Raw genomic sequence first — 26,198 nt, forward strand, 5'->3', positions numbered from 1 at the left:
CACATGCGCCGGGGCGGGGATTGGGGTACTCCTCGAAGGAGAGAAACACCGCGCTCGGCATGTCGGCGACGTCCGGAGCATGCACGCCATCGGACTCGTTCACCGTCACCCACTGTCGTATCCAGTTTCGTACGAGACGGAGGCCGCCGCCATGCAGCCAGTCGTCACCGTGGGCCTCGACGGCTCACCCGAGAGTCTCGCCGCGGCCCGCTGGGCCGCCGACGAGGCCGAGAAGCGCCGGCTCACGCTGCGCCTGCTGCACGCGTGGCCCTCGCTCGTGCCGGAACCCGCCCATGCCCACCCCGAGGTCGATCAGAACTACTGGGCGAAGCGTCTCGTGCACACCGCGAAAGCCGAACTGCAGGCCCGCCACCCGGGCCTGACCATTGTCGGGAGCCTGGTGGCCGACGACGCTCAGGAGGCCCTGCTCCAGGCGGCGTCGGAATCCGAGATGATCGTGCTCGGCTCACGGGGGCTGGAACCCGTCGAGAGCTACTTCCTGGGCGACGTCAGCATGCCGGTGGTGGCCCGGGCGGAGCGGCCGGTGGTACTGGTCCGCGCCGAAACCCGGGTGGAGGGAGCACCTCCGGCATCTGCGGGTCGCGTGGTCGTGGCTCTGAAACTGAATGGATCCTCCGACGACCTGCTCGACTTCGCGTTCCATACCGCCGCGGCCAGAGGGGTTCCGCTCCTGGCCGTTCACGGCCGAAGCGTGCCGCTTCACGCGCGCGTGCCCTGGGGTGTGGACCACGCCGCCACCGAGGAGATGACGCGGGACGCGCAGAGGGAGCTGAGCAAGGCTCTTCGCCCCTGGCGCGAGAAGTATCCGCAGGTGGACGTGGCCGACAGCATTCGTCTCGCAAGCCCCGCCAAGGCCGTCGTGCGGTCCACCGAAGGCACCACGCTGCTGGTCGTCGGCCGACGGTCACACCGGCACGGGGTGGCACCCCATCTGGGTCCGGTTGCCCACGCCGCCATCCATCACGGGCGCTGCCCCGTTGCCGTCGTCCCCCATGACTGAGCCCGGCCACCACGGGCCGCCGCCTCCGCGCGCGGAGGTGTGCGAGACCCACACCGCGATCGTGTTCTTCGCCGGGGACCGCGCCTACAAGGTCAAGAAACCGGTGGACCTGGGGTTCCTGGACTACACCACGGGGGCGGCGCGCAGGACAGCGTGCGAACGCGAAGTCACTCTCAACCGCCGCTTCGCCCCCGACGTCTATCTGGGCTTGGGCGGGTTCAGCAGCCCGGACGCCGAAGGTTCCGAGCCCCTCGTGGTGATGCGACGCATGCCCGCGGACCGTCGTCTCTCCCGCCTGGTACGGGACGGGGCCGTCCCGGACGACGTCCTTCGGACCCTTGCCCGGCACCTCGCAGCTTGGCACGCGGACGCGCCCCGCGGCCCTGAGGTGGACGAGCAGGGCACGCGGGACGCCCTGTCGTTGCGGTGGGAGGCCAGCTTCGCGCAGGTCCACGCGCTGGCCGACGACGGGCACATGCCCGAGGGGATGACGGAGACGGAAAAACTGGTGCGCCGCTTTCTCGCGGGTCGCGAGCGCTTGTTCGCGTCCCGTATCGAGCAAGGGCGGGTGGTCGACGGCCACGGTGACCTGCTCGCCGAGGACGTCTTCTGCCTCGACGACGGCCCCCGTGTCCTGGACTGCCTGGAGTTCGACGACCGGCTGCGTTACGTCGACGGCCTGGACGACGCCGCCTTCCTCGCCATGGACCTGGAACAGCTCGGTGCCCCGGAGGCCGCAGCCTCCTTCCTCGCGCAGTACAGCGAGTACTCCGGTGATCCGGCTCCCGCGTCGTTGTGGCACCACTATGTCGCCTACCGCGCGTTCGTCCGCGCCAAGGTCTCCCTGATCCAGGCCCGCCAGGGCGCGCCGGACGCGGAGGCGGCGTCACGAAGGCTGGTCTCGACGACGCTGCGTCACCTGCGTACCTCCGCCGTCGGCCTGACCGTCGTCGGTGGGATGCCGGGCAGCGGGAAGTCCACCCTCTCCGGTGCGCTGGCCGACCGGCTGGGGGTCACCCTGCTCAGCAGCGACCGCGTCCGCAAGGAACTGGCGGGCATTCCCGCGCAGCAGTCCGCTGCGGCCGGCTACGGCGAAGGGCTGTACACACCAGAGTGGACCGCCAGAACCTACGCCACCCTCCTCGACCGCGCGGCCGCCCTGCTGTCCGCCGGCGAGTCGGTCGTCCTGGACGCCACCTGGTCCGACACGGCACAGCGTGAAGCAGCACGGCGCGTGGCCGAACGCACCAGCGCCGACCTGGTGGCTCTGCACTGCCACGTCCCGGACGACGTGTCGGCTGCCCGCCTGAGTACCCGTGCCTCCGGCCCGTCCGACGCCGACGTCGACATCGCCACCGCCATGGCGGCCAGGGAACCCGCGTGGCCCGAGGCCGTCGCCGTCGACACCGGCGGCCCGTTGGAGTCCGCCGTCGCCGGGGCGCTGGCAGCCGTACGTCCCTGGGGCACCGGCCAGGCCCCGGTCTTTCGCCGCCCCTACATGGAGCCGGACTGACGGGAGAGACACGACGAGGCGGCGGTCGGTGTTGCCGGGGTGTTCCACCGGGGGGACCGTGGAGGTGGGGGAGCGAGGGAGTGAATAGCGTGCGAGCGCTCGTCTATCACGGCCCGGGGCACGGCTCCTGGGACACCGTCCCGGATCCCGCGATCGAGGAGGCGACCGACGCGATCGTGCGCGTCGGCGCCACCACCGTCTGCGGCACTGATCTGCACATCCTGCGAGGCGACCTCCCCGACGTGAAGCCGGGGACGGTTCTTGGTCATGAGGCTGTGGGTGAGGTCGTGGAGGTCGGCCGTGACGTCCACGGGCTGCGCCTCGGCCACGAGGTGATCGTGTCGTCGGTCTCGGCCTGCGGCCGCTGCCAGGCGTGCCGGGACACCCTGCGCGGCCAGTGCCGCGAAGGCGGTGGCTGGATCCTCGGAAACCAGATCAACGGAACCCAGGCCGAGTTCGTGCGGGTCCCCTTCGCCGACCACTCCACCCACCGACGGCCTCCCGCGATCCCGCTGGATGACGCGCTCCTGCTCGCCGAGGTCCTCCCCACCGCCTACGAGGTCGGGGTACGGAACGGACACGTCGGTCCTGGAGACATCGTTGTCGTCGTGGGCGCCGGTCCCGTCGGTCTCGCCACGGTCGCCGTCGCACGGCTCTACTCACCCCGACGGATCATCGCGGTGGATCTGTCCGATGCCCGGCTGGAAGCCGCCGCACGCGTGGCCGATGCCGCCGAAGTGCCGGGGAAGATGATCACCGAGCTGTCCGAGGGGCCGGGCGCCGACGTCGCCATCGAGGCATCGGGCGAACCGGATGGCTTCGTTCTCTGTACCCGGGCCGTCAGGGCGGGAGGGAACATCGCCAACATCGGGACGCACGGCAGACCGGTCACGTTGCACCTCGAGTCCCTGTGGCGGAAGAACGTGACGATCAGCACCGGCCAGGTGGACACGTCCTCCACGCCGTGGCTGCTGGAGCTGCTGAGGTTCGGACGCCTGCCCGTCTCCCAGCTGGTCACCCACACCTTCGGCCTCGACCGGATGGAGCACGCCTACGAGGTGTTCTCACGGGGCGCCATCACAGGTGCCCTCAAGGTCGTGCTGCACCGGGAGTGAGGGGTCTGGAAGCACGAGCCTGAACGGTCGGCCGGTCCGTTGGCTTCAGTGCCGGGGGGAGTAGCGATGCACTGGGAAACCATCCGCAAGGACACCAGATCGGTCGTCCCACCGCGTCTCGCCGACTACGGCCGAGCGTGCTCGGAGTTCACCTGGGCAAGGGCGCGCACCGAGCTGCGCCGGGCTGCCCGGCGGCGGCCTCAACATGGCCCACAAGGCCGTCGATCGGCACGCGGCATCCGACCACGCGGACAAGATGCCCTGCGCTGCGTGGCCCGGGACGACTCCGTCTCCACCGTCACCTACGCGGAACTGGCCCGACGTACGGCGCGCTTCGCGAACGTTCTGCAATCACTCGGCGTCGGCCGCGGCGACCGGTGTTCACCCTGCTCGGTCGCTGTCTCCCCTGGCTGATCCATCGCCTTGCCTACCGCCGCACCGGCCACAAGAACCTGCACGTGCGCGGCTACAAGGAGCCAGGCACCACGACCAACCCTTCGATATGGTCCTCCGCAACGACCTCGACCGCTACCGGCTGGTCATGGACGTCATCGACCGCGTCCCCGGCCTCGCCGTCCGCGCCGCCGCCGTACGCCAGCGGATGGCCGACGCCCGCACCCGCCACCACGCCTGGATCCGCGAACACGGTACCGCCTGCCCGAGGTCGCCGACTGGACGTGGAACGCCTGACCGCCCCTCACCCCCGAAAGAAACTCACCGCCACGACCGAACGCCGGGGCATCAACGGCATCGGCCGCAGCCACTTGCGCGCCGCCCTCCACCGTGCCGAGGAAGGCACTCAGGAGATCGATTGCGCCTCGTGTGGTTCTTCAGCAGCGGACCGCTCGACACCTCGGCCGCCGAGCGGGACATCCCGCCCCGTGCAGCGGGTCATGTCAGACTCGACGTCCAAGAGCACGTCACGTTCGGAGGGCGCTTGGCGGCAGGCGCCGAAGGACGGTGGCCGGGATGATCTCGGACGCTCACGTACTGGCCCGTGCGGGCCCGCGGAGCTTAGCTGTCCGTTCGGGCGGTGCCGACCCCCTCCTTGCTTGTCACCTGCTGTCGCTCGTTCCCGCCTCGGGAAGCGCGGCCCGTCCGGCCTCCAGCCGTGCGACGGGGACGCGGAACGGCGAGCAGGAGACGTAGTCCAGTCCCGCGGCGTGGAAGAAGTGGACGGATTCGGGATCGCCGCCGTGCTCGCCGCAGACGCCGATCTTCAGGTCGGGTCGCACGGCGCGGCCCTCGTCGACCGCGATCCGCACCAGTCGGCCCACGCCGTCGCGGTCCAGGGTCTCGAAGGGAGAGGTGGCGAAGATCCCCTTGTCCAGGTAGGCGGAGAAGAAGGCCGCCTCGACGTCGTCGCGGGAGAAGCCCCAGGTGGTCTGGGTGAGGTCGTTGGTGCCGAAGGAGAAGAACTCCGCCTCCTCGGCGATCCGGCCGGCCGTCAGCGCGGCCCGGGGAAGCTCGATCATGGTGCCGACCGGGTAGTGCACGGGGACGCCGGACTTGATGGAGACCTCGGCGAGCACTCGTTCCACTTCCTCGCGCTCGATGCGCAGTTCCTCGACGGCGCCGACCAGCGGCACCATGATCTCCGCCTCGGGGGAGCCCCCGGCCCTCGTGCGTTCCACGACCGCCTCTGCGATGGCCCGCACCTGCATGGCGACCAGTCCCGGCACGACCAAGCCCAGGCGGACACCGCGCAGGCCGAGCATCGGGTTCTCCTCGTGCATGCGGTTGACGGCTTCGAGCAGCTCGATGTCGTGCGGGTCAGGCACAGAGCCGTGTGCCTCGGTGGTGGCGACGCGCACGGCGAGGTCGGTGCGGTCGGGCAGGAACTCGTGCAGGGGAGGGTCGATGAGCCGGATGGTCACCGGCAGACTGTCCATCGCTTCGAGAATGCGGATGAAGTCCTGCCGCTGCAGCGGCAGCAGCGCGCTCAGTGCCTTCTCACGCTCGGTCTCGTCGCGGGCCAGGATCATCGTCTCGACCAGCTTGCGGCGCGTACCGAGGAACATGTGCTCGGTACGACACAGCCCCACGCCCTGCGCGCCGAACCGCCGGGCGCGGGCGGCGTCCTCGGGGGTGTCGGCGTTGGCCCGCACCTCCAGCCGCCGGGCGTCGTCGGCCCGTTCCATGGCGCTGGCCACGGCATCCACCAGTCCGGCGGACCGCTCGCCCGTCTCGAAGTAGCGCATCACCGCGGAGTCGACGAGCGGAGCGGCGCCCAGGTACACAACGCCCTCGGAGCCGTCGACGGAGACGACCGTGCCCTCCTCCACGATGGTGTCGCCCACGGTGAAGCGCCGCGCCGCGGTGTCCACAGTGATCTCCTCGGCACCGCACACGCACACCGTGCCCATGCCGCGGGCGACCACGGCCGCGTGGCTGGTCTTGCCGCCGCGGCTGGTCAGCACCGCCTGTGCGGCGATCATGCCGGGCAGATCGTCGGGGGTGGTCTCCTGACGCACGAGGACGACCTTCTCGCTGGCGGCGGCCCGGCGGACGGCCTCGGCGGAGTCGAACACCGCAGCACCCACGGCCGCGCCGGGCGAGGCAGCCAGGCCGTGCGCGAGCGCCTCGCCGACGGCCGCGGTGTCGAAGCGGGGGAACATCAGGCGGGCGAGGCCGTCCCCGCTGACGCGGGCCAGGCCCTCGTCGGCGGTGATCAGGTTCTCGTCGGCCAGCTCGGCGGCGATGACGAACGCGGCCTCGGCGGTGCGCTTGCCCACCCGGGTCTGCAGCATCCACAGCCGCCCGCGCTCGATGGTGAACTCGATGTCACACAGGTCCCGGTAGTGGGTCTCCAGCGTCCGCATGTGGTCGCGCAGTTGGGTGAAGGCTTCCGGGTTCAGGCGACCCAGTTCGTGCAGCGGCACGGTGTTGCGGATGCCGGCGACGACGTCCTCGCCCTGCGCGTTGGGCAGGTAGTCGCCATACATGCCTGGTGCGCCGGTGGCCGGGTCGCGGGTGAAGGCGACGCCGCTGCCGGAGCCGGAGCCGGAGCCGAGATTGCCGAATACCATGGTCTGCACATTGACGGCGGTGCCCAGGTCGTCGGCGATGTGCTCACGGTGGCGGTAGAGCCGGGCGCGCTCGCCGTTCCAGGACTCGAAGACGGCGAGGACAGCCCGGCGCAGCTGCTCGTCCGGGGACTGCGGGAAATCCTCGCCGGTCTCCCGGAGGATCAGCTCCTTGAACATCCCGACCAGCCCGGCGAGGTCCGCCGCGTTCAGGCCCAAATCGTTCGCCACGCCCCGAACCCGCTTGAGGTCGGCCAGAGCGTTCTCGAACAGAGAGCCGTCGACGCCCATCACCGTGGTGCCGAACATCTGTACGAGGCGGCGGTAGGAGTCCCAGGCGAAGCGGTCGTCGCAGGAGACCTTCGCCAGGCCGAGCACAGAGGCGTCGTCCAGGCCGATATCGAGGATCGTCTCCATCATGCCGGGCATGGAGAACCGCGCCCCGGAGCGGACGGACAGCAGCAGGGGGGCGTCGGGCTGCCCCAGCCGCCGTCCCGCGCCCCGCTCCAGCGCGGTGAGGTGTGCGGAGATCTCGCGGGCCAGGGTGTCCGGCTCGCTACCGGTGGCCAGGAAGGCCCGGCAGGCGTCGGTGGTCACGGTGAAGCCTGGCGGGACAGGCAGGCCCATCCGGGTCATCTCGGCCAGGTTCGCGCCCTTGCCGCCGAGCAGGTCGGCCTGGTCGCGGCAGCCTTCTGCGAAGTCGTACACGTAACGGACCATGACGCCGGGCTCCTCCGTCGGGCTTCGGGCTGACCGGGCACCTGGTGGACGGACCCGGTGCCTCCCGAACCACAGGGCCGGTGCCCGGGTTCCTCTGGAAGGTGGCGGGCACATCTCGTCCACCGGTGGATGAGGTTCACCGCCCTGGTGCACCGGCTGTGGTCTCGCTCGCGGCGCGGAGGTAATGCGTGACGTCGACGACACCGTCAACGCTTTCGGACAGGCGTACCGCGATGGGGATGAGGCTTTCCTGCGGCAGGGTGCCGTCGAGTGTCACCCGTCCGTCGGCGACCCGGACGGGGACCTCGCCGGGTCGCAGGCCGAGGCTCCGGGTCAGGACATCCGTGGTGATCTCCTCCTGGATGGCGATGTCTCGCCGCAGGAAGACGCGCAGCAGGTCGTCGCGGCTGACGATGCCCACCAGCACGCCGAGGTCGTCCACGACGGGCAGCCGTTTGACGTGGTGGCGGGCCATGGCACGGGCCGCCTCCACGACCGACCACTGAGGCCGCGCTGTGACGGCGGGGCTCGTCATCAGCTCCCCGGCGGTCAGCGCGTGCGCCTTGGTGCTATCCGCCGGCGACAGGTGTGCGGCGCTCAGGTGTCCGCCTGGATCCGCGTGGCTTTCCTGCCTGCGAAGCAGGTCGGCTTCCGACACCACGCCGATCGGGCGGCCCTGATCATCGACGACGGGTACCGCGGTGATGTCGTGCTCCGTGAGGTCCTGGACGATGTCCTTGAAGCCCATGTCCCGCCGCACACTCACCACAGCCGTGGTCATGAGGTCTCCGACCAGTCGATGCATCATGTCGCCGCTCCCTCCTCAGGTCTTGGCGGCACAGGTTCACTCTCTACTGTCCGCCCCTTGGAGAGCGCCTGCATTTCACGCGTTCCGGGAGTTGTCTCTCCGCCGAGCGGCACTGGCTCGCGCTCGCGGCCCGGCGCTTCAGGGGGCTGACTCGATCACCGGCGTCGTCATCGCCGGTGACGGCGCAACGGGCGGCTACGGCCACCCGCAGAGAGCCCCGACATCTCGACTGCCCGTCGTCACGGTCCCGGCCACACCTGCCACGCGGGCTCACCGGGAGAGCACACCACCGACCAGGGCTCGGGTCACCGCTGCCAGCGGCCACGGGGATGCCGGGTGCTCGCGGTGGCTTCGGCCCGGTGCGCCGGCAGGCGAGAGGCGGACCTGTGCAGGGCATGTCGCCGCCGAGTGCCGCAGGCCGCGTAGCGATTGCCCAGACTGCGGACGGCAGCAGCGGGTCCGTGGCGTCGAGTGGGTCAGACACCACCGGCTTTCCGTAGTGACTCGGCTCAGTCGTGGGGGATGACGGCTACTGGGCAGCGTGCGTGGTGGACGGCGGCCTGAGCCACGGGACCCAGGCGTGGTGCCAAGGCAGGGTGGTTGCGTCGGCCGATGACCAGGAGTCCAGCGTCCTCGGCGGACGCTACGACGCCCCTGGCGGGGCTTTCGAGGCGGATCATGTCCGTGACGGCCACGCCCGGAAACTTCTCGCGCCAGGTGCGGAGGGCCTGGCTGAGATGCTTCTGCGCGTCCTGGATGATCTCCCGGGTCACGGTGTGGTCCACGCCCCAAGGGGCGTACGCGTGGATCGGGATGGCGCGGCCGTGGACGGCGCGGAGGGGCACGTCCCGAGCTGCTGCGGTGGTGAAGGCGAATTCGAGCAGGTCGTCGCACGGGCCGTGCAGTTTCAGCCCCACCACCACTGCGCCTGCCGCACCCGACTCGGGTGTCGAGGGCTCTTCTGCACGTTTGTCGGCGCGTACGAGGACCACGGGCCGCGCGGCGCGTGCCACGACGAGCATGCTGATGTCGCCGAGGAAGTAGCTCTCCATGGGAGTCAGGCCCCGCGAGCCGAGCACGAGCATCTCGGATTCCGCCGCCGCTTGGATCAGCGCGTCCTGGGCGTCGTCGGCGACCAGGTTACCGACGACGGCGAGGCCCGGGTGGTGTGCCTGGAGTTCCGCCTGGGCGTTGTGCACGAGGCGCTTCGCCCAGTAGTTCTGGTCGATTTCCGAGGGGACGGCGGTCGGTTCCGGCGCCAGCGGGGGCCACGCGTGCAGGAGGCGCAGGGTGAATCTGCGCCGCTCAGCTTCATCGGCGGCCCAATGGGCCGCGGCGAGGCTTTCGGGTGAGCCGTCGAGGCCCACGGTGAGGACTCGTTCCATGGCGACTGCCTCCGTCTCGTACGAAGCTGGAAGGACGGTGAGTGTGACCGCTGTCCGGACTGCTGCGGTCTCCGTGAGGCTGTGGCCGTGCAGGCCGGCTGTGGGTGTGGTCGCCGCAGCGTATGAGCACTGTGTCGGCGCGCTGAGCACGGCGCCTCTACTTGAGGAGTACCCCAGATCTCTTTGCGGCGCATGTGGTCCCGGAACGTCGGTGAACGGACGGACGTGAAGTCCGGCATGAGGAGGAGGCGGATGCAATGGCGGTTCCCCTGGTTGTCGGCATCGACGGGTCGGAGGCGAGCCTCGAGGCGGTGGATTGGGCTGCGGACGAGGCGCTCCGACACGACGTGCCGCTCCATCTCGTGCACGCGGCCGCAGCGGACCACGATGCGTCGGACCTGGTCGCCGCTGCCTCGGAGCGAGCCAGGAAACGTGCTCCTGCGGTACGGCTGTCGAGTGAAGTGCTGTCCGAGGACGCGGCGTCCGCGCTGGTCAGCGATGGGCGCAACGCCCTCGCTCTGGTACTTGGGTCCAGAGGGCTAGGGGGTCTCGTCGGCCTGCTCCTCGGTTCGGTCAGCCTGGCTGTGGCGGCCCGCGCCGACTGTCCGGTCGTCGTGGTGCGAGGTGGGGCGCAGCCCCGGCACAGCGAGTTCGGGTGCGTCGTCGTCGGGGTCGAGGACGGGGAAGGCAGCGGTACGGCCGTGGAGTTCGCGTTCCGCGAGGCCCACGTGCGACGCTGTCGGCTCCTGGCGGTACACACCTGGAGTGTCCCGGTCGGGAACCCCGGGCCCCCTGGCCTGTCCGGCTACGCCCTCCAAGCCCTCGACCGCCCGCCTGCCCAGGTGCTCGCCGACGCCCTGTGCGGCCCCGAGCAGCGGTATCCGGACGTGACGGTGACGAGCGAGGTGGTCGAGGGCTCGGCACGACAGGCGCTCCTGGAGGCCGCGTCCGGCGCGGACCTGCTCGTTGTCGGAGCCCGGAGACGCCATGGGCACCTCGGTATGCAGCTGGGCTTGGTCAACCATGCGGTGCTACATCACGCCCCGTGCCCGATCGCGGTCGTTCCGCAGATATGACCAGTTGGGCCCGGATGAGCCCCGCGGTCTGTCGGCGAGGCCCTATGGCCTCACAGTGATCCCCCCGGTTCAGCCGGAGCGGTGGACCCGCCGGTGAGATGGGGCTCGACGTCCACAACGCCCTCGACGGCGCGCACGAGGCGCACGGCGACCGAGATGAGCGAAGTGTCGCGGATGTGTCCGCGGAGGGTGACGACTCCTTCGTGGACGCTCACGTGGATGGCGTGGCTGAAGGCCGGGAAGAGGTAGGACACCACGGTGCGGCGAACCTCTTCCTCGATGTCCTCGTCCGACCGCAGGAAGACCTTCAGTAGATCGGCACGGCTGACGATGCCCTGGAGCATGCCGATGTCGTCGACCACGGGCAGACGCTTGACGTGGCGGACGGCCATGATCCTTGCCGCTTGGGCCAGGGTGACGCCGGGGTGGACCGTGATGGCGGGGATGCTCATGAGCTCCTCCGCCGTTGCTGCCCCGGCCTTGGCGACGTCGGACAGACGCCGACGTTGCTCGAAGAGGCTCGGGTCGCTGTCACGAAACTCCTCCTTGGGCAGCAGGTCTGCTTCGGAGACGACACCGATGACGCGGCCTTCGCCCTCAAGGACGGGCATGGCGCTGACTTTCCACTGCTCCATGGTCCGGACGATCTCTTTGAAGGGCGCGTCGCGGCCGACAGCCACGACGGTCTGAGTCATCACATCGCTGACGATGTGCGGGGTCTGCGGCACTTCGAAGCACCTCGTCTCGCCTTGTCAGGGGACCTCGCCCGCGCCGTGGGGCGCGTACAGGTCGAGCAGTCGCACCCGGGCGGATCTCAGCCGGCGCGCGAGCACGCCGGAGACATAAGTACAGAGCTCGTGATCCAGCCCCGGGTCCTTCGCACACAGCTCACGAACCGCCGCCGCGTCGAACTCGTAGGCACGCACCGGGCTGGTGGCCTCGGCACCCAGATGCCAGTGATGCGGCGGAACCAGCCAGGACCAGCCCAGCATTCTTCCGGCGCCGAGGGTCTCGACCACCGCTGCCTGGCGGCCGGGCACGTGAAGGTCGAGAGCGACCGTGCCCGTGCGGATGATCCAGAAGCGGTCGGCCTTGGCGCCTTCGTTGAAGATGCGCTCGCCTGCCGCGAACGACACCTCACGAGCGTGTGACATGAGCTGCTCGTGGTGCTCCTGGGTCATGGCGCCGAAAACGCCGGTCCTCGCAACCACGATGGCCGTCCCTTCTCCGCGACCTCGAAGTGGAGCCGGGCTCCTGTCCGGTCACGGACGTCTCAGCACGCGGCCGGTGCGAAAGCCATGGCGGGGGTGGGACCCAGCGGCGACTTGCTCCCGGCCGCATGACTCCACCATCGCCGCAAACCGGCGTGGCGCAACCTGGGCGGAGGCACTCCGGGAATCGAACCGCGTGTCGCGGTGGGCCCAGGGCGGTGCGACCGTATTCACAGGGGCTCTCAGCGTGGCTGGGCAGAAAGGCGGTGGGACGATGGAGCGTCCGCTGGCCTTGAGGGTCGACGGATCGGATTCCAGCCTGGAGGCGGTGGACGAGGCGGCGCGCCACGGACTGTCCATGCGGCTTGTCCGCGGCTCGCTGCGGGAGCATTACGAGAGACGCCTCCCTCCTTCCGCACCGACCCGCCCGTCCGTCCGTCCGGAGCGATCATGGCGGTGAACATCGCCGCGACGTGCGCGGAACGCGCCTGGCTACGCAACCCGAATCCGAAGGTCTCCGGCGGGTGCTGAGATTTCGAGGAGGCACGTGATGACGGACGACGAGCGCAGTCGACCCATGGTTCACGCCCTGCTCGCGGACGGTACGACTGTGTCCATCCGGGCCGTGACGCCGCGAGATCACGAACAGCTGCACAGGTTGTACGAGGAGATGTCCACGGAGAATCTCCGGCTGCGGTTCTTCGCCGCGAGCCGGCGCTCCGCCACGATGGCGGCCGACCGGGCCTGCGCGCCGCAGCGCCCCGGATACCGAGCGCTGCTGGCAGAGGGACAAGGCCAGGTGATCGGCCTCGCCGAGTACGAGACCGGCGAGGACAAGACATCCGCAGAGATCTCCATCGCCGTGGCCGAGGGACTGCACCACCGGGGCGTCGGTACCCTCCTCGTCGAGCATCTGGTCTCGGCTGCTCGAGCGGAGGGCATCAGCACGTTCACCGCTGACGCGCTCAGCGAGAATCACGAAGTGCTCCGGCTCTTCGCCGATCTGGGACTGCGTACAGCCCGTCACTTCGAGGGCCCAGAGGTGCGCTGCACCATCGAGCTTGCTGAGGACGAGGCGTACCTGTCGACGGTGGAGACACGTGGCCGGGCCGCGGATGTGGCCAGCCTGGCGCCACTGCTGCGGCCGGAGACAGTAGCGGTGGTCGGTGCCGGGCGCCGGCCGGGGTCGGTGGGACGGACTCTCCTGCACCATCTGCACGCGGGTGGTTTCACAAGGCTGCTCTTCGCCGTGAACCCGAACGTCACGTCGGTGCTGGGTGTGCCGTGCCATCCCTCGGTGAGCGCGCTGCCCAAGGTCCCCGATCTGGCGGTCCTCGCGGTGCCCGCGGCGGCGCTCCCCGCGACTGCGGAGGAGTGCGGCAAGGCCGGAGTGCGGGCACTCGTCGTCGTCTCCGCCGGGCTCGACGGAGACCAGGCTCAGGCGTTGCTGGCGGCGTGCCGGACGTACGGCATGCGGTTGGTGGGCCCCAACTGCCTGGGCATCTCCAACACCGATCCGGAACTCTCCCTCGACGCCACTTTCGCGGCCGCTCATCCGAGCCCCGGCACGGCAGGCGTCGCCGTGCAGTCCGGTGGGGTGGGCATCGCCCTGCTCGAAGGGCTGACCCGCCTCGGCATCGGTGTCTCGTCCTTCGTCTCCCTCGGCGACAAGTACGACGTCAGCGGAAACGACATGCTCCAGTGGTGGGAGAGCGACGGCCGCACCGACCTCGCCCTGCTGCACCTGGAGTCCTTCGGCAACCCGCGCGCCTTCTCCCGCACCGCCCGGCGCGTGACCCGCCGGATGCCGGTGCTGACCGTCGACGCCGGTCGCACCGACGCGGGCCGGCGTGCCGCAGCCTCGCACACCGCGGCCGCCGCCTCCCGGACCATGACCCGCCAAGCGCTGTTCACCCAGGCTGGCATCACCGCCACCCGGTCGGTCGGCGAACTCCTGGACACCGCGGCCCTGATGCACTCCCAGCCACTCCCCGTGGGTACCCGCGTGGTGATCGTCACCAACGCGGGCGGTGCGGGTGTCCTGGCCGCAGACGCCTGCGCGGAGGCGGGGCTTTCCCTGCCAAAGCTCACTCCCGACACGGCGGACGCCTTGCTCGCCGTGTTGCCCGACGGAGCCGCCGTCGCCAATCCCGTAGATGCCACCGCCGCCGTTACGGAGGAGCAGCTCACGGCCTGCGTGGAGAGGATCATGCGGTGTCCGGACACCGACGCCGTACTGCTGGCCCTTGTTCCCACCGCGGTCGCCGAGGCGACCGGCGACGACCTGATCCGGGTCCTCACCGACGGTCCCGGACACCGGGCACGGCCGGTCGCCGCCGTACGGCTCGAACAGGACCTGCCCGTCAGGCTGCTGCCCGCCACGGACGGCGGCACCATCCCCTCGTACGCCGAACCCGGGGCGGCAGCAAAGGCGTTGGCGCATGCGGCCCGCCGTTCGGCGTGGCTGAGCCGCCCGGCCGGGACCATCCGGACACTGGTCCAGGTCGACACGGCCCGCGCGCACTCGGTCGCCGAGGCGTACCTGACAGCGCACGCGGACGGCGGCTGGCTCGCTCCGCGCACCTGCGCCGAACTGCTCGCCTGCTACGGCATCCCACAACTGCCCTGGGCCTGGGCCGAGACCGAGGACGACGCCGTCGTGGTCGCCGAGCGGCTGCGCGGTGCCGATGGCCGGGTGGTCCTGAAGGCACACTGGCCGGGCCTGCTCCACAAGAGTGAACAGCGCGCCATTCATCTCGATCTCCAGGGCGACGCCCAAGTGCGTGCCGCCTTCCGGGACTTCGAGACCCGGTTCGCCGGGCTCATGACCGGAGTGGTGGTCCAGCCGCTCGCCGCGCGCGGCACCGAACTGTTCGCGGGCGTGGTGCAGGACCAAGTCTTCGGCCCGCTCGTGCTCTTCGGGCTCGGCGGCACCGCGACCGAGGTCCTCGCGGACCATGCTGCACGGCTCGCGCCGCTGACCGACCACGACGTGCATGACCTGATCACCGCACCGCGCTGTGCTCCGCTGCTGTTCGGCGCGCACGGCGGCGGACCGGTCGACCTCGAAGGGCTCGAACAGCTGCTCCTGCGCCTGTCCCGGATGGCGAGCGACCTGCCGCAGCTGGCCGAAGCCGACTTCAACCCCGTCCTGGCGACACCCGGCGAGGTCACCGTGCTCGACGCCCGCGTACGCCTGCTGCAGAGTCGGCCTCGGGACCCCTATCTGCGTCGACTGCGCTGAGGAGGAAGTGACATGGAGCGGTGGTCGACGAGCTCCAACGGCCGCTGGAGGGCATGCGCATGCGGCGGGACGAGCCGGCGAGCAGGGTGTTACGGAGGAATGGCTACGAAGGCTTTGAGAGGAGGCGAACCGTCATGGTGAGCAAGGTGCTGGTCGCCTTTGGGACGACGAACGGGTCGACCGCGCAGATCGCGGAGGCCGTCGCCGATGTCCTGCGCAAGGAGGGACTGACGGTCGAGGCGATGCCCGCCCGGTCCGTGACGAGTCTGGAGTCGTACGACGCCGTGGTGGTCGGCGGGGGCCTGTATGCGGGACGCTGGCACAGGGACGCGCGCCGGTTCGTCCGGCGGCACACCCGCGAGTTGTCCCGGCGTCCGCTGTGGTTCTTCAGCAGCGGTCCCCTCGACGCCTCGGCCTCGGAACGCGACATCCCACCTGTCCCCGGCGTTCGCCGGGCCATGATCCGGCTCGACGTCCAGGAACACGTCACGTTCGGCGGCTGCCTCGAAGAGGGAGCGAAGGGATTTATCGCCCGGAAGATCGTCTCCTCGGGGAAGGGCGGGGACTTCCGCGACTTCCATCAGATCGAGGCGTGGGCCGCGCGTATCGGCAGCGAACTGGCGAAGGAGTCGCCCAGGAGTTGAACCAGACAGTCGGCACCCGTCTCGGGCTTCTAATGCTCTCGCCTGGTGACGAGGGCCTGGAGTGGAGGCAGAACCCGGTGCCGAAGGTCTGGCCCTGACCGTGCCTGGGACTCGTGGGCCCCGGCCCTGGGTTCGCCGGCGTCCGGCAGCCCGTGAACGATCGGGAATGCGGCCAACAGCGGAGCGATCACGCCCGCTCTTCGGGGCTGGTCGTCTCCGTACCGCCCTGGTCCAGGCGGAACGGTGGGTATGTGTCCGTCATCAGAGCGGCGTAGGCGGTGACGCGTAGGACCCACCGGTTGAGGCCGATGATCAGGTCGAACAGGTCCTTCGGGTACTTCTCGGTGAAGGTCAGGATCACGGCCGCGATGATCGTCAGTACGCCGATCAGCCCGCCGGACCACCAGCCGAGGTGGGCGCCGCCGAGGAAGAAGCCGATGACCATGTAGTGCGGGATGGCCAGGAGCCACCACTTGACCAGGACCAGGCCGCGGGAGAGCCGCTCCGGGTATGCGATGTCCAGTTGCGCCGGGTATTCCGGTTCCTGGCCCAGGCTGAACGGGGGGTACCGGTCGGTGCCCAGGGCGTCGCAAGAGTAGTACGAGACCCGCCAACTCCAGCGCAGTACACCGAGGTTGAAGTCGAACAGGGCGCGGGGATAGCGCTCGGTGAACAGGATGGCGAAGAACGCGATCACGGTCACCACGGTGAAAGCGCACCAGAGGATGCACAGCACCACGTAGTGAGGAATGGCGAGGATCCATTTCACGAGCCACAACCATCGGGACAGTGGCGTGTCGATACGCGCGTTCACCCGGACCGGGCGCTTCGGGAATCCCACCAGGTTCGTCATGGTGATCAACTCCTTCATCTCGGCGTAGGAGGCGCCAAGGGGGCTCATGACCAGCCTGGCTGCTTCCGCGTGACGCCGCGAGGGCAGTGCGGTCCCGTCAGGGAGCCCCTCGGCCTACGCAGCCGCCGGTTCGGGGCACAGCTGTCGGTACCGATCCGGAGTGCTCGCCACGAGGACGGCTGGAGCCGAGCGACGCTCGCGCCGCGGTAGCGAAGGACTCACCGGCCGCGTGGACAGTCACCATGCCGACGAGAAATGCCGCCCTGCGAGATGACCGTCAAGGCGCTTTGTTCGCGTTGCCCGACGTAACGGATTGGTCCACCAGCACCGCCCCCTACCTCTGACCAGCTCCCTTGCCATGGCCCTGGAACTGAACCCTCGTCGCCCCTGAGAGGAAGGTGACACTCGAACGAGCCGCGGCTGGGGCCGATTGCTCGGCATCCTGGGGCCGACCGGGCCCGACGGTCCGGCGATGGGGAACCGGCCTGCCCGTGCAGACGGCAGCTTTCACAGGCAGGCTGGACAGATGAGGTCGTTCCGCTCGGAGGTGACCGCCTGATGGCGTCCCACCATTCTCGGCGCCGACGCTTCCAGGGGCAGCGGGCGGGCGCGCGCGGCGGAGCCCCAGTCGCTGTTGTTGCCCACGACCGGTACCCAGAAACCCAGGAAGGGACCGTTATGAAAGCACTCGTGTTCCATGGCTCCGGCAAGTCCGCTTGGGAGGAGATTGCGGACCCCGCCCCACAAGAGGCCACCGACGCGATCGTCCGGGTCGACGCCGTGACCATCTGCGGGACCGACCTGCACATCCTCAAGGGCGATGTACCGGAGGTACGCCCCGGCACGGTGCTCGGGCATGAAGCCGTCGGTGAGGTCGTCGAGGTGGGCAGCGACGTACGCAGCGTCCGCCCCGGCGACCGCGTCCTGGTCTCGTGCATCACGGCCTGTGGCCGCTGCCGTTTCTGCCGGGAGGGGGCGTACGGACAGTGCCGCGGCGGCGGAGGCTGGATCCTCGGCCATCTGATCAACGGCACCCAGGCCGAGTACGTCCGCGTGCCGTACGCGGATCTGTCCGCCTACCCGCTACCAGGCGCGGTGGACAGCAAGGACGCCGTCCTGCTGGCCGACATCTTCCCCACCGCCTATGAGGTGGGTGTCCTGAACGGGCGCGTACGGCCCGGAGACACCGTCGCCGTGGTCGGAGCGGGGCCCATCGGCCTCGCCGCGATCGCCACCGCTCGGCTCTACACCCCGGAGAAGATCATCGCCGTGGACCTCGCCCCGTCGAGATTGGAGGCCGCCAAGCGCCTTGGCGCCGATGCCGTGGCGTCCGCGGGCGAAGAAGCAGAGCAGCTGGTCGCCGACCTCACCGAGGGACTCGGAGCCGACGTGGTCATCGAAGCGGTCGGGGTGCCGGAGAGTTTCGAGACGTGCATGCGCATGGTGCGGCCCGGCGGGCATGTGGCCAATGTCGGCGTGCACGGCAGGTCGGCGACACTGCACCTCGAAGACCTGTGGATCAAGAACGTGACGATCACCACCGGCCTTGTCGACACGTACTCCACACCCACTCTGCTGCGCATGATGGCCGCCGGCCGTCTGCCTGCGGCGTCCATGGTCACCCACACTTTCCCGCTGGACCGTATGGAAGAGGCGTACGACGTCTTCTCACGGGCCGGTGACACCGGTGCCCTCAAGGTCGTTCTCGGCGGGCAGCAGCACGATGTCCTGACGGTCCGGGCGTCCTGACAGGAGGATCGAAGGTCCGGGGCCGTGGGCTGCGGCGGCAATGGATCCTGCGGCTGCGCGATGGTCTTGCGGGGGCCGCGCAGGACGGTGGGCGAGCCCGTCCAGGGAAAGAATGGAACGGGACAGGCCGCATGCAGGACCTTCGGCCCCTGGACAAAGGCTGGCAGGCCCTGGCTCGCACGGGGCGGCGATGACAGCGTGAATGGTACGCCCCGTCCAAACGGCAATGAAAGGGCGTGGCTGAGGGCATTTACGGCGATGCCGAGCCCACTCGTCGCAGTCCGTTCCCAACGAGGGCTTGAGGCGGCAAACGAGGGCTTGAGGCGGCAGGAGGATCCATGAAGAACAGAACTGTACGCAATGAGGTGATCGTCGGGATCGACCCATGCGAGCAGCACGTTCCGGCGCTCGCCTGGGCAGTCGACGAGGCTGTCCGCAGGCGGTTGCCCCTCCAACTGGTGGTGGCGGTACCTTCCCTGCCCGGCGGGCAGCACATCGACACACCCTGGCGCCGCACGATGCTACAGGCCCAGGGCGAAAGCGCGCTCGCCGAGGCGGTCGCCACGGTGCGGGCGCTGCACGCGGAAGTGCCCCTGACGACGGAACTGCTGGACGGCATTCCATCGGCGGTGCTCTGCCAGAAGGCGGCGCAGGCCCGGATGCTCGTCGTCGGTTCCCGTCGGCTCAGTCGACCGGAGGAGCTCTTCAGTGCGGGCTCGGTGGTAGTTCCGGTCAGTGCCCAGGCGGACTGCCCGGTCGTCGTGGTCAGGGAGCCGGAGCACGCGGGAGAGCGGCACCCCCATCTCGTCGTGGGTGTCGATGGCAGCGAATCCTCCAGGGCAGCCGTGGACTTCGCTGTGGAAGAGGCAGCGCTGCATGGCGCCGGCCTGCGCGCCGTGTGGGTGTGGCGGCGGCCCGCCGTGTCCTTCGGCGACGAAGCGGCGGGGCTTGATGAGCGGCGCCGGATCCTGTCCGAGACCGTGGCGGGATGGGCGGACAAGTATCCGGATGTGGAGATCACCCATCAGGTACTGCGCGGCCATCCGGTGGAGGAACTGGCTCTCGCTTCCGTCGGCGCCCTGGTGGTCGTCGTCGGCAGGCACGGGCGCGGGGGGTACTCCGGAATGAGGCTGGGGTCGGTGGTTCATGGCTTGTTGCACCGGGCGGAGTGCCCGGTGATCACCGTGCCAGAGTGAGGCGAGCCACGCAGTATCAGACTGCTGCATACAACAGTGCCCTGATCGCGCACCCGGTATGGCCACAGCACGCCAGGGTGTCCTGCCGCCCAAGGCGCAGCCCTGGCAAGGGAGTCGGCGCTGTGGTGTTCCAGCACCCTTAGAGAGCGGGCTATGCAGGATGCAGGCGGTCCAGTGCGTGGTGCCACAGCCGCTATGTACGGCGCCTCGCCGATGTCGCTCTCGGCGGCCGGCTTCTGTGCATCGATTTGTCCGTACGTCGTATTTACTGCGAAAACGTGGACCGCTCGAAGGTGGCCTTCGTCGAGCAGGTGCCTGGCCTGGCCGTCCGCTATCAGCGGCGCACCCCGCTCCTGCAGGGCTTGGTGGAGGCCGTCGGGGTGGCGCTGGGGGCCCGGGCTGGTGCCCGGATGCTGAGGATCCTGAACGTTACGCTCTCGCGGTGCACCGTCCTGTCCCAGCTGATGGGGATGCCGATTCTTCCGTCACTGATCTACGCCTCCAGTGCTGGGGGGACTTCGCGCTCTACGGCGACACCTACGGCACCCGGCTGGTCGACGCCACCACCCGGCTTCCGCTGCCCCCCGTATACGCACAGCAAGTCCTCATGCCGCAGACCGCGCCAACGGGGACACCATTCGCGACGAAGCCGACCACTTCGGCGATCGCGGTCCGAGGTGGTGCCGGGCGGTCAACCGACAGGCGTGGGCGTGCTCCAGGCAACCGGAATGCTGACGCAGGTCACGGTTCCTCATCCGCCGCAGCCGGCAGCCCGACGGCTTCCTCGTTCGCCGGAGGATGACTCGTCGACGTGACGAGCAACAGTCCCGGCAGACGAAGCGGGTCACCCAAGAGCCCGGGGCCATCGCCCTCCCCGTGCCATGCGAGGAGGCCACAGGGACTGAAGACGTCCATGCCTACGCAGAACTCCGTCCCCGCCCCCCGGCGCCAGCTGGGCGGGGTGGTCAGGTCCGGCCCCGGCGCAGGCGGCCGCGTCCAACATACGTGGCGGCACGCCTGGCCTTGCGTACCCCCAGACCGCATCGGTGACATCGTGACCATGCAGGACAACGGCGACCTCGTCCTGCGGCGCTCCAACGGCAGCACCTGCCGGGCGAGAGGCACCCGCGCCCCGGACGCACAACCACCTACAACGAGACCTTGCACCGCCGTACACCCAGATCGACCGTGGTCTCCTGGAGGAGCATCAGGCAGAGGCATGTGCGCACACGCCTATGCCCACAAGGGCACCAGCGCGAGAATAAACAAAAAGTATGAATTCTGACTCGGCTACAAGAAGGCCGCCATGTGGACTCCCACATCACGCAGGACTACGGTCGGCGCGCGGTATTCCTCTACGCTCCGGCGGAACGGCACGGAACGCGGTTGCCGGGGAAAAGGGAGGAAAGCTCATCCGCTTCCATGTGGGTCACGCGGCATTGACTGCAGGCCGAGTTCTCCACGGATGGCGTTCAAAAAACGCTGCTCCGCTTCCCACAGACTCCGGAACAAGTCCGACGGCAGATCGGCCGCACTGCATGTTGCACGCGCCGCCGCCAACTGGCGTGCATCCGTGACCATTTGCACCGCCGTGCCGACCGTCTCGGGACTCAGCGCCACAAGCCGCATCGCTGTGAACCCCGCTTCCAGCATTTCCTTGTACGGTCGCCCCGCCTCATCGAAGAACGGCATGAGACGTCCCGGCGACCGGGGATGCGGCGTCGCGGTGATCTGGGCAGTTGGCTCGAGTATGAACGCCACGTACCTCCGGTGCGCTGCCAGGAAGTCGTTGTAGAAACGCAGCCGGACATCCCGCCACTGCCGCTCGTGATCACGCTGCGCCATACGGTCCTGGTTTCGCATGGAGAGCCAGCCACCCAGGATGACACCAGCCAAGCCCGCGAACCCGGCGACAAATGTACCGATCATGCCGCGCCCCTTCCACACGGGTCCTTGCTCGACGGACTCCGGCTCCCATGGAGCAACCGAGTACGGGTCAATCGGGGTGAAGGGCCGGGCGGCGGGCCATTGGAGCGTGCAGGCCCCGGAGGCAGATATCCGCGCCTTGGTCAAGCGCTGCAACCGGGGCCACATGTTCTTCATCTGCGTCAGGACAACCGCCAGAATTTTTGGCCACTTCGCCGACTTCTGCTGACGGATCTACGACGCAGGCGGCTAGTTGGTGTGTCGCCTCACCCAGGAGATGAAGTCGCTTTCTGAGGAGAACGTATGGTTGCGTTCCCTCGTGGTCCCGTTGTTGTCATCGACAGTGGCGTTGGTCAAGCTGCCGTCCGCCTGGAGCTGCCCCGTCGCCTTCCAGTGACTGCTCGGGTCGATCCACATCTTTGTCGCCATTGCTGCTTTCACCGTCTTCCTATGAATCTCGGGAGCACTCGTGAGCCTAACTGGTACGCCTGGAGGTTGTCCGGCAGTCTGCCGAACCGGAAACGTGGGCCATGCGTTGATCGGCGCGCCAATATGAACTACTTCACCGTGCGCCCCACACCTGCCACTGCGAACCCTTCACCACATCCCGCCTGGAGACACTGGCGCCACAGACGACAACTCCAAGCCCACCGGCCATTGTCTTCCCCTGCCGCCTGCGGCCCGGACCGGCCCCGCGCTCGACCACAGCACCAGGAGCAGCCGAGGGCCAGGTGCCCCGGCCCGGCACCTGGCCCTCGGCTGCTCCCGCCCGCCGCTGAACCCGCACCTGCCCCCGCGGCGCCGGCGAGGTACCGGCCTCGATCCTGGCGCGCGCGTCAGGGCAACCAGGACCCGCCCCTGCCTGCAGGAGGCGACGATGCCCATGCGTTTCAACTTGCGCACTGCCTGGACCACGGCCCCGGTGGGCACGCCGAGTTGACAGGCGAGATGCACGAGCGGGGGCGTGAAGCGTTCAGGCGAGTAGGTGCCGTCCGCGAAACGCGCACACAGCATGTCTGCCGCCCGATTGACCGCTGCGAGCATCTTCGGCCCCAGCGTTGTGGCGGCGGCAGGCTGAGCCGTTACGGTCCCCACCCGCCATGTTTGCTCCCACCGTCACCAGGCTGGCCTGAGGCGGGAGCACAGGCCAGGCTGGCGCCGCCAGTTCGGTTGCTTCGCAGGACCGGTACCGTGCTCACCCGGCTCGCTGTCCACGCGGGTCGCGCGAGGCGCCGTCTGCTCACTGGACCGCCGTCTTCCGCTTGGGCATGCAGCGGCGGCCTCCCGGAGCAGCGCTGCACTGGCCGGTACTGATGTGCGCGGGGGCTCAGCTCATCGAAGACGCGCTGTTGCTGGAGGCCTTCAGGCCCGTTGACGTAGATGGCGCGGGTGTGGATGCGGTTGCCGCTTGGGTCCAGTGCCGAGATAGCTGCACGGCGAGGCGCGGCGACGGCGGAGCAGCGCTCTACATGGTGGGCATCGGCAATTTCACCGGGGACCCGTGCGGAGGGCAGTACGGGACCGTGAGTTGAAAGGCAAGGTACTACGTCTCGTCTGGCCTGGTTGTGGTTGTGCTCAGGGTGAACGCGACACGGCCGTCAACTCGTCCTTCTCCCATGCGGGGGACCGAAGCGGCCCTGAAGCTCTCTTCGGAGCCGGGCCGTGGAAGACGGCCGCATGGTGACTGTCGTGGCGTTCCACGCCCACCCCGATGATGAAGTCCTCATGAAGGGCGGCACCCTGGCCTGTGCCGCGGCCGAAGGGCACCGCGTCGTCGTGGTCACCGCGACGGACGGCAACAACAGTCGTGTGACCAGCGAGGAGTTTCTGAGGTTGCGTGTACTGCGGGCAAGCTCAGCCGCGTTGAGTGTCCACCGCGTCGTCTGTCTCGGCTGTGCGGACAGCGGCAGATAGGAGCCGATGCTGCCCGACCCCCTCGGCCGCGTCCGCTTCGCCAGGGCGGAAGCGGAGGAGGCCGCGGGGCGGCTCGTGGAGATCGTCAAGGCCGAGCGGGCGGATGTCTTGCTGAGCTATGACGGGAACGCCGCAGTGCGGCGGCCGAATGGTCGCGGTGGCCGTAGCCGCCATTCCTGCGAGGCCGCGACGGGCCGACGGACCCATCCCAGGGACCGCTGCACTCCCGTCGCGTGCCAGGGCTCCCGCGGCGCTCCCGGCCGCGGTGACTGGCGGCCGAGAGGGCTGGGGGCCGGTGTTCGACGGTTCACCGCAACCAGCGCCGCTCACCGACGAAGGGCAGCCGCTCCCACAGGCGGCCCAGTCCCCAGACCCGTCCGGCACCGGCGACGGCCAGAGCGATCAGGACGGCGGCGTACACCACGTGGTAGTCGATCAGCGGGTTGGTGGAGGCGCTGAGGGAGCCGTCGGACAGGTGCTTGGCGGGCGGCCATTCGGCCGTCCACATCAGCGCCATCAGTGCGGTGCCCGCCACGGCGGCGAGCCGTAGGGCGATTCCGCCGGCCAGGGCGAGGCCGATGCCGAGCAGGCCGAGCATGAACAGCCAGTCGGCCCAGGTGTCTCCGGCCCAGTGGTGGAAGGTGGACTCCATGGGCCCTGCGGCGACGCCGCTGAGGAAGCCCTTGGTGGGGGATCCGCCGTCGATCCATCCCTTGCCGCCGCGGGTGGAGTAGCCCCAGCCGAAGGTCTTGTCGAAGAACGCCCACAGGAACGTGAACGCCGTGACGAGTCGCAGTCCCCCCAGCGTGCGGGCCAGGGCCGGTGATGCCGTCGCGGTGCGGTCGGCGGAGGCGGCACGCGCCGTGCCGGCCTTCCTGGTCCCGAACAGGAAGGTGAAGTGGTCGCGTGCGTGAGCAGGGGGGTTGGGGTGGACTGCCATGGTCCTCGGCTTTCTGGTCATGCCCACGCCCGGTGCGTGGCCTTGACCAATGTGGCGCCGGACGCGGCCGTTGTGGTGGGGGCGTTCGGGCCAGGGGGCGGGACCGGTGGTCCCGCTTCGCATGCTGTTCCGGACCGTTCGGCCCTCGCGGCCCCCGCGGGACGCGGGAGAAGCTGAGCCTGTCGACAGGATTCGCGCTCTCGGGAGGACGCCATGCCGGATACGGTCATCGCTGCAATCGACGGTTCGCCCGAGTCGCGGGCCGCGGCCGTGTGGGCGGCGGACGAGGCGGCCCGGCGTGGGCTGCCGCTGACGCTGCTGCACGTCTGGCAGCCGTGGCAGCCGGCCTTCGGCTACGCGCCGCTGGGTACCGCGGCCGTGCTGACGGATGCTCCGGGCGATGACGAAAGCGGCGCGCGGCGCATGCTGGAGGAGGTTTACGCGCAGGTGCGCGACGCTCGTCCCGGCGGGGACATCGCCGCCGAGCAGGTCCTCGGCCAGCCGGTCGACGTCCTGGTGGCCGCGTCCGACGAGGCCGCGGTCCTGGTCCTGGGATCGCGGGCGCCGAGCGCGCTGACGGGCTTCCTGACGGGGTCCGTCTCGATGGCCGTCCTCGCCCCGTGCGCGGCGCCCGGTCGTCCTCGTCCGGCCGCCGCAGCCGTCTGCCGACGGCCCGGGGGCGGGATCGCGGGACGAGGCGCGTGACGTGGTGCTCGGACTCGACTTCTCCCGCCCCTGCGACGCGTTGCTCGATTACGCGGTGGAAGCCGCCCTGACCCGTGGCGCCACCCTGAGGGTGGTCCACACATGGAGGACGCCGCCCATTTTCGGGTACGACCCGGCGGCGGTGGACCCTCAGCACATCGTCGCGCTCGGGGTCGCGGAGGCGCGTGCGCTCGCGGACGTCGTGGAGCCGTGGCGGGCCAAGTACCCCTCGGTGCACATCCAGACGCAGTGCGTCGCGGACCGGCCCGCGGAACGTCTGGTCGAGGCGGCCGAGGATGCCTCGCTGCTGGTGGTCGGGCGCCTTGTTCGCGGCGGGGTCACGCATATCGGCCCTGTGACCCATGGGGTGCTGCATCACGCGCGTACGCCGGTCGCCGTGGTGGCGCACCGCTGAGAGCACTCCTGCCGCGAGGTCCTGGCAACGGCGTTTTCAGTGCTGGTCGTCCGCGGTCGGCGGCTCGTGCCTGACTCCCACCACGCCTTCCACCGCCAGAGCGAGACGCGCCGCCGTGGGCAGGAGTTCGCTGTCGCGAGGGTCGGCCCTGAGGGTGACGATGCCGTCGGCGACGCGTATGCGGATGGTCCGGTGCGAGACGGGGAAGAGCGGTACGACGACCTCGCGGCGGATCTGCGCGGCCAGCTCGTCGTCGGAGCGCAGGAAGACCTTGAGCAGGTCGGCGCGGCTGACGATGCCCACGAGGCGGCCGGCCCCGTCGACGACGGGGAGCCGCTTGATGTGGTGGCGGGCCATCAGGCGGGCGGCCTGGGGGAGGGTGGCGTCGGGGCCGATGGTCACGGCCGGGGCCGTCATCAGGTCCTCCGCCCGTGTCGCGCCGGCCTTGCGGGTGTCGGCGAGGCGTTGCGCCTGCTCGATCGGGGCGGGGCCGTCCCCGTGGAACTCCTCCTTGACCAGGAGGTCCGCCTGTGAGACGACCCCGGCGACCCGTCCGTCGTCGTCGAGGACGGGCACGCCAGTCACTGTCCACCGCTGCATCGCGGTGACGATCTCTTTGAAGTGCGCACTGCGCGAGACGGCGACGACCGCTTGGGTCATCACCATGGAGACGGTGTACCTGCTGGTCATGGCGGGCCTCCGGGGCTTGTCCCGGCCAGCGTGGCACGGGGCCGGGC

The 26,198-nt window shown here is 69.7% G+C and carries 20 protein-coding genes and 1 pseudogene; 12 read left to right on the forward strand and 9 right to left on the reverse strand.

Features of this window, described 5'->3' with window-relative positions; translation table 11 throughout:
* Positions 1 to 151 precede the first annotated feature (151 nt).
* The 4 genes and pseudogenes from ACZ5ID_RS31755 to ACZ5ID_RS31770 form a co-directional block, all read left to right on the forward strand.
* Positions 152 to 1,021, forward strand: coding sequence for a universal stress protein (locus tag ACZ5ID_RS31755; protein WP_468904798.1), 870 nt, complete (start codon positions 152 to 154; stop codon positions 1,019 to 1,021).
* Positions 1,014 to 2,534, forward strand: a complete 1,521-nt coding sequence (locus ACZ5ID_RS31760) for a bifunctional aminoglycoside phosphotransferase/ATP-binding protein (protein WP_468904801.1) — start codon at positions 1,014 to 1,016, stop codon at positions 2,532 to 2,534. The genes ACZ5ID_RS31755 and ACZ5ID_RS31760 overlap by 8 nt, the downstream gene beginning before the upstream one ends.
* An 89-nt stretch (positions 2,535 to 2,623) precedes the next feature.
* A complete protein-coding gene (locus ACZ5ID_RS31765; protein ID WP_468904803.1) occupies positions 2,624 to 3,649 on the forward strand; it encodes an alcohol dehydrogenase catalytic domain-containing protein in 1,026 nt (341 codons plus the stop codon).
* A gap of 404 nt (positions 3,650 to 4,053) precedes the next feature.
* Positions 4,054 to 4,339 (forward strand): annotated as a pseudogene (locus tag ACZ5ID_RS31770) (phosphoketolase family protein); the annotation flags it as partial.
* 365 nt (positions 4,340 to 4,704) lie between these two features.
* Here the strand turns inward: ACZ5ID_RS31770 and ppdK are convergent.
* The 3 genes from ppdK to ACZ5ID_RS31785 form a co-directional block, all read right to left on the reverse strand.
* Positions 4,705 to 7,395, reverse strand: coding sequence for a pyruvate, phosphate dikinase (gene ppdK / locus ACZ5ID_RS31775; RefSeq protein WP_468904805.1), 2,691 nt, complete (start codon positions 7,393 to 7,395; stop codon positions 4,705 to 4,707).
* Between the two features lie 136 nt (positions 7,396 to 7,531).
* On the reverse strand, positions 7,532 to 8,203 hold the full coding sequence (locus ACZ5ID_RS31780; RefSeq protein WP_468904808.1) for a CBS domain-containing protein: 672 nt from the start codon (positions 8,201 to 8,203) through the stop codon (positions 7,532 to 7,534).
* Positions 8,204 to 8,712: 509 nt separating this feature from the next.
* Positions 8,713 to 9,588, reverse strand: coding sequence for a universal stress protein (locus tag ACZ5ID_RS31785; protein WP_468904810.1), 876 nt, complete (start codon positions 9,586 to 9,588; stop codon positions 8,713 to 8,715).
* A gap of 257 nt (positions 9,589 to 9,845) precedes the next feature.
* Between ACZ5ID_RS31785 and ACZ5ID_RS31790 the strand changes: the two genes are divergently transcribed.
* Positions 9,846 to 10,664, forward strand: a complete 819-nt coding sequence (locus ACZ5ID_RS31790) for a universal stress protein (protein ID WP_468904812.1) — start codon at positions 9,846 to 9,848, stop codon at positions 10,662 to 10,664.
* A gap of 50 nt (positions 10,665 to 10,714) precedes the next feature.
* Here ACZ5ID_RS31790 and ACZ5ID_RS31795 read toward each other — a convergent pair whose 3' ends face one another.
* On the reverse strand, positions 10,715 to 11,392 hold the full coding sequence (locus ACZ5ID_RS31795) for a CBS domain-containing protein (protein ID WP_468904815.1): 678 nt from the start codon (positions 11,390 to 11,392) through the stop codon (positions 10,715 to 10,717).
* A gap of 24 nt (positions 11,393 to 11,416) precedes the next feature.
* On the reverse strand, positions 11,417 to 11,845 hold the full coding sequence (locus tag ACZ5ID_RS31800) for a Crp/Fnr family transcriptional regulator (protein WP_468904903.1): 429 nt from the start codon (positions 11,843 to 11,845) through the stop codon (positions 11,417 to 11,419).
* A 580-nt stretch (positions 11,846 to 12,425) separates the two neighbouring features.
* Between ACZ5ID_RS31800 and ACZ5ID_RS31805 the strand changes: the two genes are divergently transcribed.
* Positions 12,426 to 15,119: a bifunctional acetate--CoA ligase family protein/GNAT family N-acetyltransferase gene (locus ACZ5ID_RS31805; protein ID WP_468904818.1), complete on the forward strand. Its 2,694-nt coding sequence runs from the start codon at positions 12,426 to 12,428 to the stop codon at positions 15,117 to 15,119.
* A 134-nt stretch (positions 15,120 to 15,253) separates the two neighbouring features.
* Complete coding sequence (locus ACZ5ID_RS31810; RefSeq protein WP_468904820.1) at positions 15,254 to 15,763, forward strand: flavodoxin domain-containing protein; 510 nt, start codon at positions 15,254 to 15,256, stop codon at positions 15,761 to 15,763.
* A gap of 187 nt (positions 15,764 to 15,950) precedes the next feature.
* Here ACZ5ID_RS31810 and ACZ5ID_RS31815 read toward each other — a convergent pair whose 3' ends face one another.
* Positions 15,951 to 16,616 (reverse strand): DUF4389 domain-containing protein, encoded by a 666-nt coding sequence (locus ACZ5ID_RS31815; protein ID WP_468904905.1) that lies wholly within the window; start codon positions 16,614 to 16,616, stop codon positions 15,951 to 15,953.
* A gap of 678 nt (positions 16,617 to 17,294) precedes the next feature.
* Between ACZ5ID_RS31815 and ACZ5ID_RS31820 the strand changes: the two genes are divergently transcribed.
* Positions 17,295 to 18,365 carry a zinc-dependent alcohol dehydrogenase family protein gene (locus ACZ5ID_RS31820; protein WP_468904823.1) on the forward strand — a complete coding sequence of 357 codons (1,071 nt, stop codon included), beginning with the start codon at positions 17,295 to 17,297 and terminating at the stop codon, positions 18,363 to 18,365.
* Positions 18,366 to 18,703: 338 nt separating this feature from the next.
* Positions 18,704 to 19,561, forward strand: coding sequence for a universal stress protein (locus tag ACZ5ID_RS31825; RefSeq protein WP_468904825.1), 858 nt, complete (start codon positions 18,704 to 18,706; stop codon positions 19,559 to 19,561).
* A 1,410-nt stretch (positions 19,562 to 20,971) separates the two neighbouring features.
* Here ACZ5ID_RS31825 and ACZ5ID_RS31830 read toward each other — a convergent pair.
* Entirely contained in the window at positions 20,972 to 21,490 is a 519-nt protein-coding gene (locus tag ACZ5ID_RS31830; protein ID WP_468904827.1) for a hypothetical protein, read from the reverse strand.
* A 1,674-nt stretch (positions 21,491 to 23,164) separates the two neighbouring features.
* On the opposite strand from ACZ5ID_RS31830, the gene ACZ5ID_RS31835 reads away from it, so the two are divergent.
* Positions 23,165 to 23,401, forward strand: a complete 237-nt coding sequence (locus ACZ5ID_RS31835) for a PIG-L deacetylase family protein (protein WP_468904829.1) — start codon at positions 23,165 to 23,167, stop codon at positions 23,399 to 23,401.
* Positions 23,402 to 23,708: 307 nt separating this feature from the next.
* On the opposite strand, the gene ACZ5ID_RS31840 is transcribed toward ACZ5ID_RS31835, so the two are convergent.
* Positions 23,709 to 24,341, reverse strand: a complete 633-nt coding sequence (locus ACZ5ID_RS31840) for a hypothetical protein (RefSeq protein ID WP_468904831.1) — start codon at positions 24,339 to 24,341, stop codon at positions 23,709 to 23,711.
* 213 nt (positions 24,342 to 24,554) lie between these two features.
* On the opposite strand from ACZ5ID_RS31840, the gene ACZ5ID_RS31845 reads away from it, so the two are divergent.
* Both ACZ5ID_RS31845 and ACZ5ID_RS31850 read left to right on the forward strand, forming a co-directional pair.
* Positions 24,555 to 25,046 carry a universal stress protein gene (locus ACZ5ID_RS31845; RefSeq protein ID WP_468904833.1) on the forward strand — a complete coding sequence of 164 codons (492 nt, stop codon included), beginning with the start codon at positions 24,555 to 24,557 and terminating at the stop codon, positions 25,044 to 25,046.
* A 1-nt stretch (position 25,047) separates the two neighbouring features.
* Entirely contained in the window at positions 25,048 to 25,461 is a 414-nt protein-coding gene (locus ACZ5ID_RS31850; RefSeq protein ID WP_468904835.1) for a universal stress protein, read from the forward strand.
* A gap of 36 nt (positions 25,462 to 25,497) precedes the next feature.
* Here the strand turns inward: ACZ5ID_RS31850 and ACZ5ID_RS31855 are convergent, their stop codons facing one another.
* On the reverse strand, positions 25,498 to 26,151 hold the full coding sequence (locus tag ACZ5ID_RS31855; RefSeq protein WP_468904838.1) for a CBS domain-containing protein: 654 nt from the start codon (positions 26,149 to 26,151) through the stop codon (positions 25,498 to 25,500).
* Positions 26,152 to 26,198: the final 47 nt, after the last annotated feature.

The organism is Streptomyces sp. NPDC031670 (assembly GCF_055580545.1).

Excerpts from the sequence above, each read along its gene's own strand:
- ACZ5ID_RS31755 (WP_468904798.1), top strand. The coding sequence starts at position 152 with ATGCAGCCAGTCGTCACCGTGGGCCTCGACGGCTCACCCGAGAGTCTC.
- ACZ5ID_RS31760 (WP_468904801.1), top strand. The coding sequence starts at position 1,014 with ATGACTGAGCCCGGCCACCACGGGCCGCCGCCTCCGCGCGCGGAGGTG.
- ppdK (WP_468904805.1), bottom strand. The coding sequence starts at position 7,395 with ATGGTCCGTTACGTGTACGACTTCGCAGAAGGCTGCCGCGACCAGGCC.
- ACZ5ID_RS31780 (WP_468904808.1), bottom strand. The coding sequence starts at position 8,203 with ATGATGCATCGACTGGTCGGAGACCTCATGACCACGGCTGTGGTGAGT.
- ACZ5ID_RS31785 (WP_468904810.1), bottom strand. The coding sequence starts at position 9,588 with ATGGAACGAGTCCTCACCGTGGGCCTCGACGGCTCACCCGAAAGCCTC.
- ACZ5ID_RS31790 (WP_468904812.1), top strand. The coding sequence starts at position 9,846 with ATGGCGGTTCCCCTGGTTGTCGGCATCGACGGGTCGGAGGCGAGCCTC.
- ACZ5ID_RS31800 (WP_468904903.1), bottom strand. The coding sequence starts at position 11,845 with ATGACCCAGGAGCACCACGAGCAGCTCATGTCACACGCTCGTGAGGTG.
- ACZ5ID_RS31805 (WP_468904818.1), top strand. The coding sequence starts at position 12,426 with ATGACGGACGACGAGCGCAGTCGACCCATGGTTCACGCCCTGCTCGCG.
- ACZ5ID_RS31810 (WP_468904820.1), top strand. The coding sequence starts at position 15,254 with ATGGTGAGCAAGGTGCTGGTCGCCTTTGGGACGACGAACGGGTCGACC.
- ACZ5ID_RS31815 (WP_468904905.1), bottom strand. The coding sequence starts at position 16,616 with ATGACGAACCTGGTGGGATTCCCGAAGCGCCCGGTCCGGGTGAACGCG.
- ACZ5ID_RS31820 (WP_468904823.1), top strand. The coding sequence starts at position 17,295 with ATGAAAGCACTCGTGTTCCATGGCTCCGGCAAGTCCGCTTGGGAGGAG.
- ACZ5ID_RS31825 (WP_468904825.1), top strand. The coding sequence starts at position 18,704 with ATGAAGAACAGAACTGTACGCAATGAGGTGATCGTCGGGATCGACCCA.
- ACZ5ID_RS31830 (WP_468904827.1), bottom strand. The coding sequence starts at position 21,490 with ATGATCGGTACATTTGTCGCCGGGTTCGCGGGCTTGGCTGGTGTCATC.
- ACZ5ID_RS31835 (WP_468904829.1), top strand. The coding sequence starts at position 23,165 with ATGGTGACTGTCGTGGCGTTCCACGCCCACCCCGATGATGAAGTCCTC.
- ACZ5ID_RS31840 (WP_468904831.1), bottom strand. The coding sequence starts at position 24,341 with ATGGCAGTCCACCCCAACCCCCCTGCTCACGCACGCGACCACTTCACC.
- ACZ5ID_RS31845 (WP_468904833.1), top strand. The coding sequence starts at position 24,555 with ATGCCGGATACGGTCATCGCTGCAATCGACGGTTCGCCCGAGTCGCGG.
- ACZ5ID_RS31855 (WP_468904838.1), bottom strand. The coding sequence starts at position 26,151 with ATGACCAGCAGGTACACCGTCTCCATGGTGATGACCCAAGCGGTCGTC.